This is a genomic window from Marinomonas sp. GJ51-14, from assembly GCF_055808695.1.
The window spans coordinates 1802656-1821385 of the sequence record NZ_CM147879.1 but is presented as its reverse complement, the minus strand read 5'-3'; the positions used below and the strand labels follow the sequence as shown (position 1 = coordinate 1821385).

General features: G+C 38.3%; 16 protein-coding genes. 3 read left to right on the top strand and 13 right to left on the bottom strand.

All coding sequences use genetic code 11. The annotated features are described in order from the left end of the window. Window positions 1-9: 9 nt before the first annotated feature. The gene (locus tag AC0L3Y_RS08755) at window positions 10-819 is read right to left on the bottom strand and encodes a siderophore-interacting protein (protein ID WP_473470508.1); all 810 of its coding nucleotides are present in this window, start codon (window positions 817-819) and stop codon (window positions 10-12) included. A gap of 371 nt (window positions 820-1190) precedes the next feature. On the opposite strand from AC0L3Y_RS08755, the gene AC0L3Y_RS08750 reads away from it, so the two are divergent. Continuing rightward, window positions 1191-2387 carry an amino acid aminotransferase gene (locus AC0L3Y_RS08750; protein ID WP_473470507.1) on the top strand — a complete coding sequence of 399 codons (1197 nt, stop codon included), beginning with the start codon at window positions 1191-1193 and terminating at the stop codon, window positions 2385-2387. Between the two features lie 95 nt (window positions 2388-2482). Here the strand turns inward: AC0L3Y_RS08750 and AC0L3Y_RS08745 are convergent, their stop codons facing one another. Next, entirely contained in the window at window positions 2483-3097 is a 615-nt protein-coding gene (locus tag AC0L3Y_RS08745; RefSeq protein WP_473470506.1) for a UPF0149 family protein, read from the bottom strand. A gap of 618 nt (window positions 3098-3715) precedes the next feature. On the opposite strand from AC0L3Y_RS08745, the gene AC0L3Y_RS08740 reads away from it, so the two are divergent. After that, window positions 3716-5296, top strand: a complete 1581-nt coding sequence (locus AC0L3Y_RS08740; protein WP_473470505.1) for a methyl-accepting chemotaxis protein — start codon at window positions 3716-3718, stop codon at window positions 5294-5296. Between the two features lie 257 nt (window positions 5297-5553). On the opposite strand, the gene parE is transcribed toward AC0L3Y_RS08740, so the two are convergent. The 5 genes from parE to AC0L3Y_RS08715 form a co-directional block, all read right to left on the bottom strand. Beyond that, the gene (gene parE, locus AC0L3Y_RS08735) at window positions 5554-7452 is read right to left on the bottom strand and encodes a DNA topoisomerase IV subunit B (protein ID WP_473470504.1); all 1899 of its coding nucleotides are present in this window, start codon (window positions 7450-7452) and stop codon (window positions 5554-5556) included. 130 nt (window positions 7453-7582) lie between these two features. Beyond that, the gene (locus AC0L3Y_RS08730; RefSeq protein WP_473470503.1) at window positions 7583-8164 is read right to left on the bottom strand and encodes a YqiA/YcfP family alpha/beta fold hydrolase; all 582 of its coding nucleotides are present in this window, start codon (window positions 8162-8164) and stop codon (window positions 7583-7585) included. A 40-nt stretch (window positions 8165-8204) separates the two neighbouring features. Then, window positions 8205-8696: a DUF1249 domain-containing protein gene (locus AC0L3Y_RS08725; protein WP_473470502.1), complete on the bottom strand. Its 492-nt coding sequence runs from the start codon at window positions 8694-8696 to the stop codon at window positions 8205-8207. After that, on the bottom strand, window positions 8693-9691 hold the full coding sequence (locus AC0L3Y_RS08720) for an acetyltransferase (RefSeq protein WP_473470501.1): 999 nt from the start codon (window positions 9689-9691) through the stop codon (window positions 8693-8695). Before AC0L3Y_RS08720 ends, AC0L3Y_RS08725 begins: the two co-directional genes overlap by 4 nt. Before the next feature lie 4 nt (window positions 9692-9695). Next, window positions 9696-10316, bottom strand: coding sequence for an NUDIX domain-containing protein (locus AC0L3Y_RS08715; RefSeq protein ID WP_473470499.1), 621 nt, complete (start codon window positions 10314-10316; stop codon window positions 9696-9698). A 132-nt stretch (window positions 10317-10448) separates the two neighbouring features. Here AC0L3Y_RS08715 and AC0L3Y_RS08710 point away from each other — a divergent pair, with 132 nt between their 5' ends. Then, the gene (locus AC0L3Y_RS08710) at window positions 10449-11012 is read left to right on the top strand and encodes a DNA-3-methyladenine glycosylase I (protein ID WP_473470498.1); all 564 of its coding nucleotides are present in this window, start codon (window positions 10449-10451) and stop codon (window positions 11010-11012) included. 87 nt (window positions 11013-11099) lie between these two features. On the opposite strand, the gene AC0L3Y_RS08705 is transcribed toward AC0L3Y_RS08710, so the two are convergent. The 6 genes from AC0L3Y_RS08705 to AC0L3Y_RS08680 form a co-directional block, all read right to left on the bottom strand. Continuing rightward, window positions 11100-13208, bottom strand: a complete 2109-nt coding sequence (locus AC0L3Y_RS08705) for a motility associated factor glycosyltransferase family protein (protein ID WP_473470497.1) — start codon at window positions 13206-13208, stop codon at window positions 11100-11102. Further along, window positions 13198-13494, bottom strand: coding sequence for a hypothetical protein (locus tag AC0L3Y_RS08700; protein WP_473470496.1), 297 nt, complete (start codon window positions 13492-13494; stop codon window positions 13198-13200). The genes AC0L3Y_RS08705 and AC0L3Y_RS08700 overlap by 11 nt, the downstream gene beginning before the upstream one ends. Continuing rightward, entirely contained in the window at window positions 13494-13928 is a 435-nt protein-coding gene (gene fliS / locus AC0L3Y_RS08695; protein ID WP_473470494.1) for a flagellar export chaperone FliS, read from the bottom strand. The genes AC0L3Y_RS08700 and fliS overlap by 1 nt, the downstream gene beginning before the upstream one ends. A gap of 38 nt (window positions 13929-13966) precedes the next feature. Continuing rightward, window positions 13967-15586 carry a flagellar filament capping protein FliD gene (gene fliD, locus AC0L3Y_RS08690; protein WP_473470493.1) on the bottom strand — a complete coding sequence of 540 codons (1620 nt, stop codon included), beginning with the start codon at window positions 15584-15586 and terminating at the stop codon, window positions 13967-13969. 40 nt (window positions 15587-15626) lie between these two features. Continuing rightward, a complete protein-coding gene (locus AC0L3Y_RS08685; protein WP_473470492.1) occupies window positions 15627-16049 on the bottom strand; it encodes a flagellar protein FlaG in 423 nt (140 codons plus the stop codon). Between the two features lie 69 nt (window positions 16050-16118). Next, a complete protein-coding gene (locus AC0L3Y_RS08680; protein ID WP_473470490.1) occupies window positions 16119-17003 on the bottom strand; it encodes a flagellin N-terminal helical domain-containing protein in 885 nt (294 codons plus the stop codon). Window positions 17004-18730: the final 1727 nt, after the last annotated feature.

Here is an 18730-nt window from a genome sequence, read left to right as displayed (position 1 = left end):
TTCATCATTTCAATCATGCTTCCAATAAGAAGTCAGATCTAAATGTGCAGCATTGATCTTACTATTCTTAATCAATACACGCTTCATTTCCCTTATAGTATGGGCTTCTGCGGCAGCCCATACCCAAGTACTTTCAGACAACAAATCATCAGAAAGACCGGCTAAAACCTCAAGCTGTAAAGCACCATACGGCACGTTTTCTAAATTATCATTACGATGCAGCCAATGAACACTCACACCACTGTGTGGTGGTAAAGCTATCTCATTTTCCGCAGACTGCACCTCAACCCAAGCATCAACTTTTGCCGTTTCAGGTAAAATCTCTAACCAACGAGACAATGCTGGAAGGCTTGTTTCATCTGCAAAGAATACGTAATTAGACGCATCGAGTGGAGGTAACTTAACAGACCTTGGCCCAAATATCCCAAGGGTTTGCCCGACTTCTGCTTGTCTTGCCCACGGTCCACCAACCCCATCATCATGTAAAACAAAATCAATATCGACTGTTAGTAAATCTGCATCATAAGCACGAATAGTGTATTCACGAAACGGTGAAAAACGCCCTGTCGCCGCACCCTTCCAATCCGCTTGTCCGTTACTTAACACTGTAGGTAAACGAAGTTCATCACCAGAACATTCTGGAAAAAATAACTTTACGTGCGCTTCCGGAGCCAAAGGATGAAAGCCAAAACCTTCTAACTCCTCTCCCTGTAACTTAATTCTCCGTAGTGTTTTAGATAAATCCTTTACCTTTACAACGGTTGCAACACGCTGTTTCAGTGGCACTTCAACACGTTCGTTTTTTAAAATCGATGTCATAAACCCTCATACAAAGCATCATCCACCAAACGCGGAAAACTAAAAGTGACAAATATAAACGATAATGCTTATTGTTTAAAACAATAATTATTTGATCCTGTTTATACTGGCTAAAATTATTATGCATTTAGTTAAATGTAGAAATGTAGATTCAATTAACAATATCGCCAGTCCACAGCTAAATAGAATTTATAGGGCGATTCTTAGAGAGAAAAACACAGTGTCTTCTTTTCTTTACAGTTAGAGGAAAGTTTACCTAATACGTGCATTGTATTTTGTTGTAAATACGGCAAAATGACATGACTGTTTAACACCGTACTGTATCAATATTTACTTTAGCAACCACCTTAAAATAGGATTTCGTAACTATTATGTTTAAGCATCTTCAAGTCGTTCCTGGCGACCCTCTTTTAGCCCTAATTGTTGCTCATCAACAAGACCCAAACCCAAAGAAAATTGACCTGGGTGTGGGCGTTTATAAAGACGATAATGGTCATACGCCTATTTTAAACAGTGTGAAAAAAGCGGAAGCGATTCTACTTGAACAAGAAGACTCTAAAAGCTACTTGGGCATTTATGGTGCGACAGAATTTGAAGCTATCATTAAAGACCTTCTTTTTGGTGAAACTAATCCGTTGATTCAATCAGGTCGTGTTCGTTCTACACAGACACCTGGCGGTACTGGTGCTTTGAAAGTAGCGGCTGATTTCATTAGTGCTAACCTAAAAGACGCTCGACTATGGGTGAGTGATCCAACATGGGGTAACCACAAGTCTATTTTTGATTCTGCTGGTGTGGAGGTTGTTGATTACCCTTATTACGATCCTGCGACAAACGGTCTTCGTTTTGACGATATGATGGCAAAACTGGAAGCTGAAGCAAAACAAGGCGATGTCTTGTTAGTACACGCTTGTTGTCATAACCCAACGGGAATCGACCTACAATTTGATCATTGGAAAGTCCTCACGGAGTTTGTGAACAAACGTGGTCTTTTACCTTTAGTTGATGCCGCTTACCAAGGCTTTGGTGATGGTTTAGACGAAGATTTAGCTGGCTTACGTCATATGGCGGCGAACGTACAAGACATGTTGATTGCCAACTCTTTCTCGAAAAATTTTGGTATTTATCGTGAACGTTGTGGCGGCTTAAGCGTTATTGCAGCTTCTGCAGATGAAGCAAATGCGGCTTTTTCCATTATTGGCCAAGCGATCCGTGCAAACTACTCTATGCCACCAGCCCACGGTGCTGCGGTTGTTTATACTATTATGAGCAACCCAGAGCTAAAAGCTGAATGGGAACTTGAAGTGACGGCAATGCGTGACCGCATAAATGGTCTACGTGAAAAATTGGTTAATAAATTAGCGGCTTCAGGTGTAAATAAGAATTTTGCCTTCATCAAAGATCAGCGCGGTATGTTTTCTTACTCAGGCTTAACCCTTGAACAAGTTCGCAAACTGCGTAATGAGTATTCAATTTATATTGCCGATACAGGCCGTATGAGTATTGCAGGTGTAAGTGATAAGAACATTGATTACCTTTGCGAAAGCATTGCAAAAGTAGTTGGTTAATCACTTTTGAATAGATAATAAGAGCCGTGGGCAGTTGAATAAACAACCCACGGTTTTTTATGTCTTGGTTATTAGTAACAAGCAGTCAGCAATAATTAATGAAGTACACGAGTTTCCGTATTTTGGCTATTACCCTGTATCTCTGGATGAAAATGTTTCACCAAACGTAGCACAGAAGGCTCTAATGTTTCGCGCCAGAAAGCAACCTCCTCATCAACCATGCCTTGCATTTTATCCCAACCAGCCTCTGTACCGAATAAACGAACAGGAGCTAACACTTCATCAAAAAATTCTCGATCACCAGATAAGCCAATTCCGATAAGCTTTGCTCCTCGAATAAAGCCAACACACCATTCTTCAACGAGAATCTTGAATTCCCCCTCTACTTCTTGCTCTAAGTAAACAGGGTAAAAATCGCCAAATAATAAGCTGTTCATGGTTTCCATATACATGATCAAAATAAGGCTTAAGAACTCATCCTCTTGTTCGGCAGACTCCCACTTAGGTTGGTCTTCATCTGCCCCCCAAATAGCATTCAACCAAAGGTCTGGCTCTAATTCTTTTGAGGCACAGCCCAATGCGGTTAAGAAACCATCTAATTCAGACACACACAATAGTGATCGATCTGTGCCGTACGTCATTAAGTAGTAATCGATCTTTTCATAGAGCACTTCTTCACTGATTACATCGTCGTCTTTTTTTTCAGACATTCATTCATTTCCATTTGGGTTAGCTATTTTCAATCGAACTATACGGTATATTTTAGCGGGGCTAGGTAAAAAATGATAAATATATTTAACTTATACCTATTCAAAAGAAAGGTCTAAGGAAACCAACCCTATATAAAGTTAGTTTGAAATACTAGATAAGACGATATCAAATCTATAAACAAGCGCTCATCAAGACCTATCACCCAATAAGTTAGCATTCAAAAGGGGATGAGTAAGGCAATAAATATGTCATGTTTAAAAATAAATTTTCTTACTATCTTTTGCACTTTCAGAATTTTTAGTCTGATCAGACAGCCTATATTGTAGTACAAAAAACTAAATCAACCATAATTTTATGGCTCATGAAAACACGTAAACTTTTGTAAAACAATTAAAAAAACAAACGTATTTTTTATATAAAAAATAAAAATCCAAAAATAATTGTCATTTTAAATTTGTTAAATATAAATCTTCATAGAGATCGAGATATTGCAAGACTAATTTGAAAAATAATATAATGATCTATGTCATAGGTATGAACAGTTTCTATAAAAATCATAATTCTAACTCTTCAATATTCGATGATTACCATTTTTTTGTAATTCATATGGATCTAGAATGAAAAAAACACACGCAGTAAATGATCATGAAGTTATTTTTCCAGCAGATGCAAGACTCATCACAACAACGGATTTAAATGGCGATATTACTTATGCCAATGATGATTTTGTGACAGTTTCTGGTTATACAAGAGATGAACTAATTGGCCAACACCACAATATTATTCGGCACCCTGACATGCCAAAACAAGCCTTTGCAGATTTATGGGCAACCATTAAAGCAGGTAAATCATGGCGAGGGATGGTTAAAAATAAATGCCGAGATGGTTCATTTTATTGGGTTGATGCATACGTAACGCCTATTCTTGATCACAACGGAAAAGTAATTGAATATCAATCTGTTCGCAGTGCGCCTTCCCCTGAAGCAAAAGAGAGAGCAGAAAGTGAATATCGTAAATGGAAAGATGGAACCACGCCGATAGGCGCTAAAAAGCCACGAGTATCGTGGGAAGGCTATCTTCTGATTACAATAACACTTCCATTTTTGATTTTAGCTCTGCTAGATATAATCAATAACAGTCTATCTCAGGCTTTGATAACCATAACATTTGGCGTTATTAGTGCTGTCGCAGCTAGACTATGGCTATCTCCTTTTAGAAAACTTGCTAAAAAATATGATGCTAAATCAGGGCATTTACTTTTAACCTACCTTTTTACAGGAAGGACTGATGAACTGGGTAAAATAGATATTGCTTTAACCAGTCAGCAAGCAGAAATGAGAGCAATTATCGCAAGACTAGATAACACTTGCTTTTATATAAGACGAGCGAAAGAACGCTCTGACTCTTGTGTTAGTGATGCTAATGAAGCAGTCTCTGGTCAAGGAGCACATGTTCAAGAGATATCTCTAGCGATGACAAAAATGCTTGATAGCCAGCAACAAGTCGCATTAGCTTCCACAGATACTTTAGAGGCATCAAAAGAGTCTCAAAACTCGACTTTGAAAGGCCGAGAGCAATTAAATCAAATGGTCACCTCTATAGATCAATTAGCTAAATCTCTTGAGCAAACTCATGCTACCGTATCTACGCTAGCGGTCAGTAGTGATAACATAGGAAAAGTAATTGATGTGATTACAGCAATAGCTGATCAAACTAATCTTTTGGCATTAAATGCGGCGATAGAGGCTGCACGCGCAGGAGAAGCAGGTCGTGGTTTTGCTGTTGTTGCGGATGAAGTTAGAAATCTGGCTTCTCGTACTCAAGCTTCTACACGTGATATCCGAGATATTATTTCTGGGTTAGAAAACGATACCGCAGCGTGCGTTAAATCTATCAGTGATGGTGTGTCTGCATCAGAACAAACTGTAAAACAAGCAGAAGAAACAGATGAAGCATTTGAATTAGTACTGAACTCTGTTAAAAACATTTATAAACTAGCTACTAATGTCGATATGGCAATGCATGAACAATCAAGTATTAGTGAACAAACTAGCCGACAAATGACTGTAGTACAAGAAAGTGCAAATTTAGCAGTAGAATCTAACAACACCTTTAACAAGCACGGAGCTCAACTTAATAGGCACCTAGATAATCTCGATTTATTAACGAGCCATTTCTCAATAAGCTTAAATCGTTAACATTTAGATTATTTCCTCAAGTTAAAGAGTTAGATTTTTCTAGCTCTTTAACTTATCTAATATTCTCCTGAATTTAAGCTTATTACTCTGCTTTAAAATTAATTTTTAATACAAGACCATAAATTAAATTTATAGATACCTAAGTGTAACACCGATTTCTTCACCCTTAAGATTTTCAGTTTTTCCGCTCAGACATAAACCAATATTTTTTAATCTAATTATTAAACACCTTTATAGGATTTTTCTTAATTAATAAATTAATCAACTATCGCTAAATTTCCGTATGTTTCTAGCCAGCTCTTCCTATCCCCTGCCCGTTTTTTAGAAAGTAATTTATCAAGCAGTTCGTCTGTATCAGGTTTATCTTCCATTGTAAGCTGTATCAAACGACGTGTATCGGGTGCCATGGTCGTTTCACGTAGTTGTGATGGGTTCATCTCACCTAAGCCTTTGAAACGCTGTACATTTGGTGTTCCACGCTTATTCTCAGCGGCAATTTTATGTAAGGTAATATCTTTTTCTTCGTCATCAAGAGCGTAATACACTTCCTTACCAAGGTCTATTCGATACAAAGGAGGCATAGCCACAAACACGTGTCCGTTATTTACCAAGGCTGGGAAGTGTCGAACAAATAAAGCGCAGATCAATGTTGCGATATGCAAACCATCCGAATCGGCATCGGCTAAAATACAGACTTTGCCATAACGAAGACCACTTAAATCATCATCACCTGGATCAACTCCAATGGCGACAGAAATATCATGGATTTCTTGGGAGGCAAGCACCTGACCAGAATCCACTTCCCAAGAATTTAAAATTTTGCCTCGTAACGGCAAAATTGCTTGAAAATCTTTTTCGCGAGCCTGTTTAGCTGAGCCACCAGCGGAATCACCCTCTACTAGGAATAGTTCACTGCGAGTGGAATCTTGACCTGAACAATCTGCCAATTTACCTGGTAATGCTGGACCTTGAGTGATTTTTTTACGGACCACTTTCTTACTGGCTTTTAAACGTTTTTGCGCACTGTTGATAACAATATCAGCAATCTGCTTACCATCTTCAACATGCGAGTTAAGCCACAGACTAAATGAATCTTTAACCGTGGCAGAAATAAAAGCGACAACCTGACGAGAAGACAAACGTTCTTTGGTTTGCCCTGAAAATTGAGGCTCTTGTATTTTTGCTGATAAAACGTAGCTACAACGGTCCCAAACATCTTCCGCTGTTAACTTAATGCCGCGAGGTAATAAATTATGGAAGTCACAAAACTCACGAATCGCTTCAAGTAAGCCAGTTCGTAAGCCATTAACGTGCGTACCGCCTTGTGCTGTTGGAATCAAGTTTACATAGCTTTCAGTAATGAGTTCACCACCTTCTGGTAACCATTGCACAGCCCAGTCTACGCCTTGCGTTTTTTCAGTTAAACCTCCGATAAAAGGTGTTTCTGGTAACAACACAAAACCTTCGTTGGCTAGAGCTAAATAATCTTTAAGACCATCTTGATAAAACCATTCTTCACGAACGTCTTCACTGCCACTTTGATCAATAAAAACCACGTGTAAACCAGAACACAATACCGCTTTGGCTTTTAATAAGTGCTTAAGGCGAGATAAAGAAAATTTTGGACTATCAAAGTAGGTCACATCCGCGGTGAATTTTACTTTCGTGCCTGTATTTTTTTTACCGACGGTACCTATTTCTTTCAAATCAGAGGTTTTAAAACCATTTTCAAAACCAATATGATATTGAATACCATTACGTCTTACCCAGACTTCTAATGAAGTCGATAAAGCGTTTACAACAGAGACACCAACACCATGCAAACCACCAGAGAATTGATAGTTATCACCTGAAAATTTACCACCCGCATGGAGTTTAGTCAGAATCAATTCAACACCTGACACCCCTTCTTCTGGATGGATATCAACGGGCATGCCTCGCCCATTATCCTCTACACTCAAAGAGCCGTCTTTATAAAGAATAACTTCTATGCGATCTGCATGACCTGCCAAGGCTTCATCTACTGAGTTATCGATAACCTCTTGCCCAAGGTGATTAGGACGAGTGGTATCTGTGTACATTCCAGGACGTTTTTGTACAGGTTCTAAGCCACTAAGAACTTCTATCGATCCAGCGTTATATTCTTTTGCAGACATGGGTGTTTTTCTTCCAAATTGATCGTGCGAGACAAGATTCATTCTTTATATCGCATTCGAGAGTAAATTAGATGACTAGAGTCTATCACTGGTTTTGCCTAGTGTGAAATAGTCCAATAAAAGCAGTGGTTTAGTCGATTATTATTTCAGCAAAATGAAGAATTTCTTCGGTAAATCGTTCGAATCCAATGAAACGGTGATCTCCACCTTGTTCATGCGTTAATCGACTGACTTGAGGAAAGGCTTTCAGTGCTTCGCGATAATCCAATACTTCGTCACCTTCTTGTAACATTAACCAATAAAGCTCGGCCGTTGGCTTGGTTATGATGAGCTTCTCTAGCTCCAGCATATGAGCGAGTGTTAGTTCATATTCTTCATTGGTATAGGGGTTAGTTTGTAGACCTAAGTGGTTTTTGAGTAATATTGGGGCCTGTACCGCTGGATTCACTAAAATCGCTTTTATACGGTATTTTTCAGCAAGGTAAGCGGCATAAAAACCACCTAACGAACTGCCAATCAGTGTAATACCTTGAGACTGTTTTTCTTCAATAATGACTTCTAATTGCTTAATCGCTAATGCTGGCTGCCAAGATAAACGAGGCGAAATAATCCTATCTATCTGTCCTTTTCGCTCGGCAGCGTCACTCAGTACCGTCGCTTTATGAGACAACTCAGAACTGTTAAAACCATGGATATACAATAATGTTTTCATCGATGCTCTCAGTGGTTCGTTAACTCGTTTATTCATAGTCTTAGGCAAATTGAAAAGACAAATCACTGTTCAGTCTGTGTCCATGCTTTAAACAAAGCTCTAACAAATCTGCCAACTGCTGATTCAAACGAAATTTTTCGTCCCGATGCAACATAGCATCATTAGGATAAGGATAGGATCCTCTGTATTGTCGATGTCCATCGGTTATTTCGGCAATCTTAACATCATGATACAAACGCACTGTCATAGACAGCGTTGTTTTAAATAACAATTGCTTCGGAATTTCAGGACCAAACTCCAGCATAATTTCAGACGTGAAGCGACTTTCTTGACCAAGAGTAAGACGTAAGCGACTCTCTTGCTCACCCACCGTATGAATAGAAAAGTGCCAAGCATCTAAAGATTCTTCACCGCGCATCAGCTTACCTAGACGGCGATAATTCAACTCACCGAGCATCTGTAAGCTGACTAAATCAGGTACATATTGATTTGATCTTTTCTTTATCATCTGAGCCTTTGCTGTATGAGTCATTCTTGAACCCTACTTTCTTCTGAAAACCCAGATTCTGAATTTAAGCAACCTGCATTCGAATCTAAAGAAGGATATCTTAAGGCTTTAAGTTGGTGGTACATCCGCATATCTTTATCATGCCAGTATAGATTAAACCAATTAAAAAAGTGATCCCGATCGCTTCCTGCTGCTTGGTATGTCGATAACAGCATTGCTTCTGGCAAAGCGACTTCACGAACGCTAACTTTAACTCGTCCAATACGACCGCAAAGTAAATCCCATCCAGAAATATGAGTTTGTTCATATAGTACATTGATGTCTATTAGGCTTTTTATCGTTTGAGGCATCGTTTGCAATATAAAGCTCACACCACCCGCTTTAGGTTTAAGTAAGCACATATAAGGGGACGATTGTTGCTTATGTTTTGCTTCAGTAAAACGAGTTCCTTCAACAAAGCTCATAATGGAATTAGGTCGTTTTAAAAGTCGAATACAAGATCGCTTCGTCGTCGCTAGGTCTTTGCCAACCAAGTTGGGGTTCTTCTTTAGCTGATCCTTACTGTAGCGTTTCATGAAGGGAAACCCCATGATGTAAGTAGCTGTCCCAACAAGGGGAATCCAAAACAAGGCTTGTTTCATAAAAACACGAGGCAAAGGACGACGCCCTTTTAGTTGTGCAAAAATAACAAACACATCAACCCAAGATCGATGGTTGGCTATCATCAAATGCCAATCATCAAAATTAGTACGCATGGTTTCATCTAATTCCCAATGAACACCAAGCACATTCTTAAACCACCATTCGTTTGACGCAATCCAACCATAATAAAGGCGATTAAAGTATTGCTCTACCAAAGCTTCGTTATGCTCTCTTTTTATCAATAATAAAGGTGCAATAACATGTACCAGCAAGGTCCAAAAAAAGACGTTACCTGACATAAATAAAAAAGAGGCTATACCTATTAAGGGCTGTAAGAAAGCCATCTTTGTAGGTGCGAAATTTTTATCCTGTTTCATAAACTCATGCACACCAACGCTTTAATAAATCTGTTTTATTTAAGGCAAACCACTGCAGCCCCATAATCGTACTGGCGTTTTCTATTTCTTGTTCTAGTAAATCAATTGCTTCTTCTGAAGATACTAGATGCAGCTTAATATCTTCGTTTTCTGTATCCAAACCATGCGTTTTCGTCACATCAACCAAACTGGAATCAAATTCTCCAGCATACATTCGTAAGAACTCCACCAAACCACCAGGCGAAGGAACAAACTTAAACATATACTCAAGTCGTTTTACCACCACTCCAGCTTCTTCAAATGCTTCACGACGAGCCACGCCTTCATCACTTTCGCCTTCCTCTACCATTCCTGCTACCAACTCAAGTAACCAAGGGGAACGGTTTTTTAAAACTGCAGGACGAAATTGCTCTATTAATAAAACTTTATCCTCAACAGGATCAAATAAAAGCACGCAGACAGCATCATTACGAACCATCATTTCACGGGTCATAGGATTGCTCCATTCACCGTTAAACTTCTTATGCCTTAAGGTTAATTTGCGCATTTCAAAAAAACCTTTGTAGAGGCATTCATCTTTTAACACCTCAACATCTTGTTGTCCGTATGTTGGTTTAAATTTCATATTGTCCCGTCCTACACAAACCACTATTTCAAGCTAGGTCTGATATGATTAATTCACAAGGGTAGTATTGAATATTACTGGCACGACTATTTGCAAAATAGTGCCATAAAAATAAATATCGGAGCATTATTAATGGAATCTGTACGTTGTAACTGGTGTTTAGGATCTCCTGAATACATTCACTATCATGATAATGAGTGGGGAGTACCTGTGTATGATGACCAGATGCTCTTTGAATGTATTGTACTAGAAAGTGCTCAAGCGGGTCTAAGTTGGATTACTATTTTACGCAAACGCGAAGGCTATCGTGCCGCGTTCCATAATTTTGATCCGTTAAAAGTTGCACAAATGACACTCCTGGATGTCGATCGTTTAGTGTTAGACAAAAGTATTGTTCGCCATCGAGCAAAAATAGAGGCAACAATCAATAACGCTAAATGCTTCCTCAAGATTGTCGAAGAATTTGGTTCTTTCAGTGATTATTATTGGGCTTTCAATGATAACCAAATTATTAATAACGAGGTAAATACACTTGCAGATGTGCCAGCAGTTACAGAGCTATCAACCAAATTGGCGAAAGACTTAAAGAAGAGAGGTTTTAAGTTTCTCGGTGCAACCACTTGCTATGCATTTATACAGGCAACAGGTATGGTGAATGATCACCTTATTGATTGTATTGCACGCAAAAAAAAGTGATTCAATAGCTCTTTTAAGAGTCACAGAAGAATAGAAAAATCACGAAAAAGAAGGTAGACAAATGATTTTCCCTACCTTCAAATCTAATTAGCCATTATAAAAAGTAATTAAATGATCATTTCCTTGATCCACAAACTCTGAAGCCTGCTGAAGCATACTCGGCATCTCTTCTAAAAATTCACACCAAGGAGAAAATAAATGGCGAGCACGGGAAACTACTTCAGCTTCGTCTTGATACTTAAACAAAAACTGAACAATGAGAAATGCAGAATAAGTAAAAGAACCAATTAACAAATCAAATATATGACGATGCACACTCCCTTTCAGGAAGTATATTTGACGATGGTGAGACCAAAGTAAATCACATACCTGTTCACGTGAGACTATATCGTCTCCCCAACCTTGTTGAAGCGTTTGACTTATTTTACGGAAATCCTCGACAGAAATAATGGCTTCAGCAGATTTTCCTAATAGCGCAGCTGGAGACTCAGTAAAGAAAACATCTTCTAATATATCAATCACTTTTCCATGATCAATTTTAGGATCCATTATTAATACATCGTCAATACGTAAGGGAGTTACACCTTCTATTTTTGCGCCATCGGATAAATTGAAGCTGGCAAAATTCCGACGTTTATTCAATACTCTAGTCAATGATTCAAGTTGAACTCGAGATGTGTCCATGATACCAGCAGCATGCACAGTACCACCAAAGTTACCTTCTCTTTCCACTAATTTAGCTTCTTGAAAGCTCTGGAAACCGGATTCTTTACCATCTTTGTAATAACCACTATTAATGGAATGATGGCTTCCCTTGTCTTTAAAACCGTTATCCACACCCAAATAATAAACATTATTAAACCCAAAAAGATGAACATAAGACAGGGCTAAATTGGCAACAATAGGATTACAATAATTTAATTGAACATATTCTTTATCATCACCATGAGCACGTGCTTGGCTCAACATTAAAGAGGTAATTGCTTCACCAGGCTTCATTGCCATACCAGAGCGCTTGAAACAATCAAAAAAACCTGGATGCATAACATTGACCGACAAAGCCCAGATTTTATCCAGATAGTCTTGATCTAAAAATAAGAATTTATCTACAGTTTGCTTTAAACGCTCAATATCTACATGTATATCTGGTGTAATGCCTAACTTTTTGAGGGTATTAATAGTCGAACCACAAGAAATCAATAATACTTGATCTCTAATTTCTTTTATCAATTCAATACCCTGGTCCAAAGATGGTCCATTACCTAATATGAAAACAGGAATATTCGTCACCCATTTAGGGAGAGCTTCACGCCCTTGAAAATGCGCCACTTTTGTTTTCGGTAGTGATCTCAAACCTTGAGCAATACCAATAAGAGCATCATCAAAAAACCCCCACCCCATCACCTGACGAGCATACTGTTTTTGAAAGTGCTCAATGGCTTTACTGTTCTCAGGACTACTGTAGGCAACATGCAGATAGGTTTCTGGAGCCATAAAATAGCCATTTTCTTCTAACTGCTGCAAATATTTTTCGGTAAACTCTTCAGGGTTTGTACCTAAGAAAAAATGAATAGTGCGACCATCATTATTAAATGTTTCTAAAATATTCTCCCACTCAATCGCAAATAATGAATAATAGAAAAAGTCTAAATCACATTCATAGAGATACAGATGCTTTATATCTCGCTGAGCAAGAATCATTTCAAGCTGATAACCAAACTCGATACCAAACAATATTGTTGAGCCGACGAATTGAGGCCACTCTTTTTGCTGTTGAAGACCTTCAGACTGAAATGCAATCTGATCTAGGATTTTGTTACTGTAATAAACATGACGACTTGGATGATTTTCAGTACGATCAAGATTCAAAACTGTTTTGTTCGGTGTTTTAAATGCTTGGGTAACTTTTCTTGCGGCTTGCTCTTTGGGAGTTGAAGAAAAAAGCGGCGCACCAATATCTTCTCGATAAAGGTTAAGCTCCCCACTCTCTTCCATGTAAATATGGCGTTTCTGTGGTTGATAGTTTTGGAAAGATTCAAATATATGAGGCATGACATGAGAAAAAACCGTCATGTTTCTTAGGTATCGATCAGTAAATTCTTTATCATTCTCTCTGAGGCGCGCTGCACCTCTTTCAAACAAAGAAACAAACGCTTCCGCATGCTCAAGAGAGGGTGAGTATTCCTCATTCTGCATTTTTTACGCCTTTGTATTTATTAACACTTTTGCGGGTCTTGTTAGTTTGGTAAAGCTGCTTTTGCATTTCAAGATGTACATCACGAATAAGTCGAGTCGCAGATTGATGTACCGCAATAAAATGCTTTATGCATTCATTACCTTGCTTATCATTTTCAAGAGGCTCAATTGCTCTAATAAAGCCATCATTAATCTGGCATAATCGCTGAATCTCTTCAATATTTTTATCTATAACACTTTGCTCTAATGCTTTACTCAACGTCGTTAAGTACGACATATCAAACATTACACAGCACCTACACGAGCTTCATCTTGGCCTTCATAAGCGGCTTGTTTATCGGCAGCAGAGATTTGATCCCATGCTCCTTTGATCTGTAGAATAAGCCCCATAACTTGGTCAATAATACTTGTATCTTTACTGGCACTCGCCTCAGTAATTCGTACAGTCATATACTCATAAAGCGTTTCAAGATTGTCCACAAGTTCAGGATTAACATCTCTATCTAGAGCATCTCGCAATGCATTTATAATTTCGACAGCACGAGTTAATGCAGCTGATTTCCCTTCCCAATCAGCACGTTCAATGCAGCCTTTGCCCAAGGCGAGCTTTTCTAATGCGCCTTGCATCAAGAGCTGAATCACGCGATGAGGATCAGCTGAGGCTAAATCGGATTTTATTGAATCCTTTCTATAGGCCTGAATCCCTTTACTCTTGTACATATACAACCCCATTAATTCAAATATTCAATTTCAAACAATTACATTTTTGCCAGGACAGAATTCAAATAACTACCTTGTGCGTTCATCTCAGCCAGACGAGAGTCTAATCCGGTAAATTTGGTGCGAAGTGACTCTTCATAACGAACCATACGGTCTTCGTATGCTTCTAATGCATCTTCAGAACTATCTATTGAGTTACGCACTGAATCTTTTAAAGAATTTGTCATGCCACCAGAACCAGTATAATTATCTAAAAGGTTCTCTAATGATTTAGCCAAGCCTTTTTCACCAGATATTAAAGGTGCAACCTCGCTATAACCTCTTTTCATTGCCTCATCGAATTTAGTGCTGTTAAAGCTCAACATACCTTGATTGTCCATTTTCACACCGAGGTCAAAAATAGACGTAAAAGTACCAGTTCCAGCTTGGCTAGTCATAAGTTGACTAGACAAGGAGGACTGCAGATTACGAATCATACTGTTACCGTTTAAGGCCGCATTTTTATCCGTGCTCTCTTGGAATAAACTAACTAGATCATTATAAGAAGAGATAAATTCTTCTATTGTTTCTTGGACAGTTTTTTGATCAAAACTGACATCAACCTTCGTTGTTTTTTCTGTTAAATCAATGGCTTCAATAGTCAAACCAGCAACTGCATCTTCAAAGGTATTTGTCTTATTACGAATTTGAATACCGTCTACTGTGATAACAGCATCTTGAGCCTGCTCTCCAAGCGGAGTATACAAACCTGCAAACATTCCATCTGTAGAAACAGAGTTCAAACTTAACTCAGAACCACCATTAACAAGAGAAATATCCTCAGATTCCTCCTCATCAATTTGCTCTATGTCATCAGCTACAGCGGCTAATTCTTCAACGGGCTCTTCGACTTCATCTTCAGGAATCTCGCCATCATTGGCGAAATCAACATCATCGCCAGCTAAATCCAGCTCATCAACAAAAGCTTCTTCTTTTTCTTCAGCTGGTATGTCGCTATCATCTTCTTCGATTTCAACTGGATCGATAACATTTCCTTCGTCATCTATCTTCACAGGCAAATCATTGGTAATTCTCAATGTATTTCCAGCACCTTGAATAGAAGAAGTTACTGAAAAAAATAAATTTCCGGTTCCATCATCAACCAAATTAGCAGATACACCAAAATTATCTTCTGAGGTATTAATTTGATTACGTAACTCGGATAAGGTTGTACCAGCTCTGACATCTAGCGTAAATTCATTGTCGCCAGCTTTAAATGTAAGTGTGGAATCAACTTTACTGATAACATCATCGCCAGACGAAAAAAGTCCTGGTGACGACATAACTCGACTGCCCTTCGCCAATTGATTGACATCAATAGCGTAAGAACCATTAGAAGCGGTATTATCTGTAGAAACAGAAAGCACTTCCTCACCTTCTGCTTGAGCTACTTTTGCGTCTCGACCGGTAAAGAGCTCATCATCACCGAGAGCTTCTACAACGGACTTAAAACTATCAATGGCTGAACCCACTCGACCTAATGCAGATAGTTCTGCCTCATATCCATTGATTTTATCTTGATAAAGTCTGACTTTGGCGTCTTTTTGAGCGCTCACCATTTCCTTGACGAGGGACTCCAGATCCATACCAGACCCTGCACCTAATGAGCCAATCGACATAACTTTATCTCCTAACGCTTTACGTTATTTACTATCTAAATCAAACCTCACTGTTGACCAAGGCACCCTTGACATCACTCAGCTCGCTCATAATAGCATCAATTCTCTCAGACATTTTAAGAAAATCTTCCGTTGGAATTTGACGAACTACATCTCCAGTAGTTTGATCTAATACTTTTACTATATTTTGATTTCGATCTTCTCTCAATTCAAAGGTTAACTGCACATTCAACTGAGACATTTTTTTATTCATAGCCTCAATATCATACGCCTCCACCTTTTCAAAAGAACGAGAAGACCGGGAATTAGTACTGTCCTTATCCGTTTTACTTGTATCGGCAGTACTTTCAACAACTTTAGCATTAGCTTGGCGTAGAGCAGCAAAATCCTCTGCGACACGGGACTCAGAGCCTAAAGAATAATTAATGCTTTGCTTAGAAAAATCACTGGAATTTATTGACATAACAGAGTTCCTCCAAATAGACAAAAGCCGGAGTTAACAACTCCAGCTTTTCGCTATCACATATTGCTATTAGCCTAGTAAAGACAAAGCAGTTTGTGGACGTTGGTTCGCTTGAGCCAAAATAGATGAACTCGCTTGTTGAAGAATTTGCGTACTTGTTAGTTTTGCAGTTTCTTCTGCGAAGTCTGCATCACGTACACGAGATCGTGCAGAAGATACGTTCTCAGAAATGTTACTTAAGTTGCTGATTGAAGAACCAAAACGGTTTTGAATTGCACCTAAATCTGCACGCTTAGAGTCAACTGCAGAAATCATAGTATCCAGAATATCTATCATGCTTTGTGCGTTAGCAACAGAAGATACAGAAGCACTTGTACTACTTACCTGAGCTGTAGCTGCGTTGCTTGATAAACCTGACATGGTGAAACCACCATTAGCACTGAAATCAACAGAGTTGTTCGCGCCACCAGTTTCCATACTGAAACTGATAGTTTGGTTAGCATCCGCACCAACTTGGAAAACACCTGCAAAAGTACCATCCAGAAGATTCTCACCACCAAAAGTAGTAATTTCAGCAATACGGTTAATTTCCGTAGACAATTGCTTAACTTCTTGCTGTAGAGCAACACGGTCTTTGTCTGAGTTCGAGCCGTTTGCAGACTGAATAGACAAAGTACGCATACGCTGCAACATGTTAGTTGTTTCGTCCAATGCACCTTCAGCAGTTTGAGCCAAAGAAATACCATCGTTAGCGTTACGAACAGACTGATTCAAACCATTAACCTGAGATGTTAAACGGTTAGAAATCTGAAGACCTGCCGCATCATCCGCTGCACTATTGATACGTTTACCAGAAGACAAACGCTGAAACGATGTATCTAGTTCATTACTAGAACTCATCAACTGACGTTGTGCACTTAGAGATGAAGTATTTGTATTTACATAAAGAGCCATCACAGCCTCCTAGGGTTTTTGTTAAATCCTGCAAACAAGCAGATCGTATTAAGGTTTTCGACAAGACCTTGAAAACCTTTAACCTTTTTTGGATTTTTTTTCCTCATACCGGAAAAAACCATCCCACCAAGCGGCAAATTAATGCCTAACTAATTGTTTTAAAAGAATTAAAAAACAATTAAATTTTTTTACATTTTTTTTCAAAAAAATGCATCATCAACCTAAATTCAGTATTTATTGCTCAAAAAACGTTCAAAATTACATTCATAGACGTTAAGCCCCAAAAATACTGACAAAAATCTTTCATTCATTTCCTTGCCACTCCAACACCAACTAACAAAGCCAAATAGCAAAGGGCAAAAAAGCAATCCTCTTAGGTAAAAGAATTCCCATTCAGGGACAAAATATTCCCTCACCTAAACATTGCTCGCTATATCTTAAAACCAACATTTCTTTGTAATCTCTGACGACTAAACACAGCTCTTTTATCCACAATCCATTTCCACTAACGAATAAAAATGAAATGGCATCTATCAAAAATTTCCAACTGATATCGAGATAAACGCTCTTTTCTCTTCATCAAGAATACTTTCAGCTAACATGGATAGAACACACCTCTAAACAAAAGATGCCACTTACCTTAGAGCATTTCTTTAGCTCAAAAAGCCTTTCCAAAAAGATATCAATCTAATAGCTATGCTGGATCCTAAGTCTTAAGTAAGAGCAGGAATCTCTTTTCATTTTTACGGTTTTCCACAAAAGCGGCGTCATAACGATAACCTCTCAATAAAAAATGGACTAAAAGCACCAACCATCACCAAACCAATAGAGCTAAAGCTCGCAACACATACAACCGACACGATTCGATCTGTCTATTAGAAATCACAGTTCCTTGCCCCAAAATAAGATAAAAAATGGGCAATACTCGTTGTAAAAAGTATTTTCTAAAGATAAAAATAAATATGAATTTCCATTTTTATCTTTTTTCATAAAAACAATCTTCCAACCCGATAAATTTCTTAAATAACAATGCACAACGAAGCACTACATCATTAATAGGATTCGCCATTGAACCAATCAAAATAAAGCTCACAACAAAATACTCTTAGTAAAAAGCTTGATAAAAAATAAAGTCATGCAGGAACCTATAAGCCAAGCGTTTACCAAAAACGAATATGTCTTTTTATTGACATGCTTCCTCATAAACGTAGCCTCCACTGCGTCTTAACAAAAATAAGCTATAAAACAGCGCGCTCTCATTCGATCAACATTACTCACGCTGGATCATTTTCTGCGATTAGAGCGTCGCAACAAAAAGACAAAGCATTACCAATACTCATTAACCAAGTGTTTGCTAAAAACGAATATGTCCTTTCATCACCATTACTTCTCATACAAGTAGCCTTCCGTGCACTTAACAAAGGCAACTTATCCTAGATCGCTTATTGTGATTACGGTGTTGCCAGAAAAAAGACGAAACATTGCCAATGCTCATTGGCCAAGTATTTGCTAAAAACGAATATGTCTTTTCATTACTATGGTTTTTCATAATCACAACCTCGCTATTCCGACAAAAACTTAATAAGGAAGCTGGTTATTAATCCGCTTCATCATTGAATTGACGCAACAAAATGTTTACTGCAAAACGCTTTTAATAGAATTCTCGTTTACAATGTTTTCATATCCACACCTCAGTATTCGATAGACGTGATTTGCCCTAGAACATC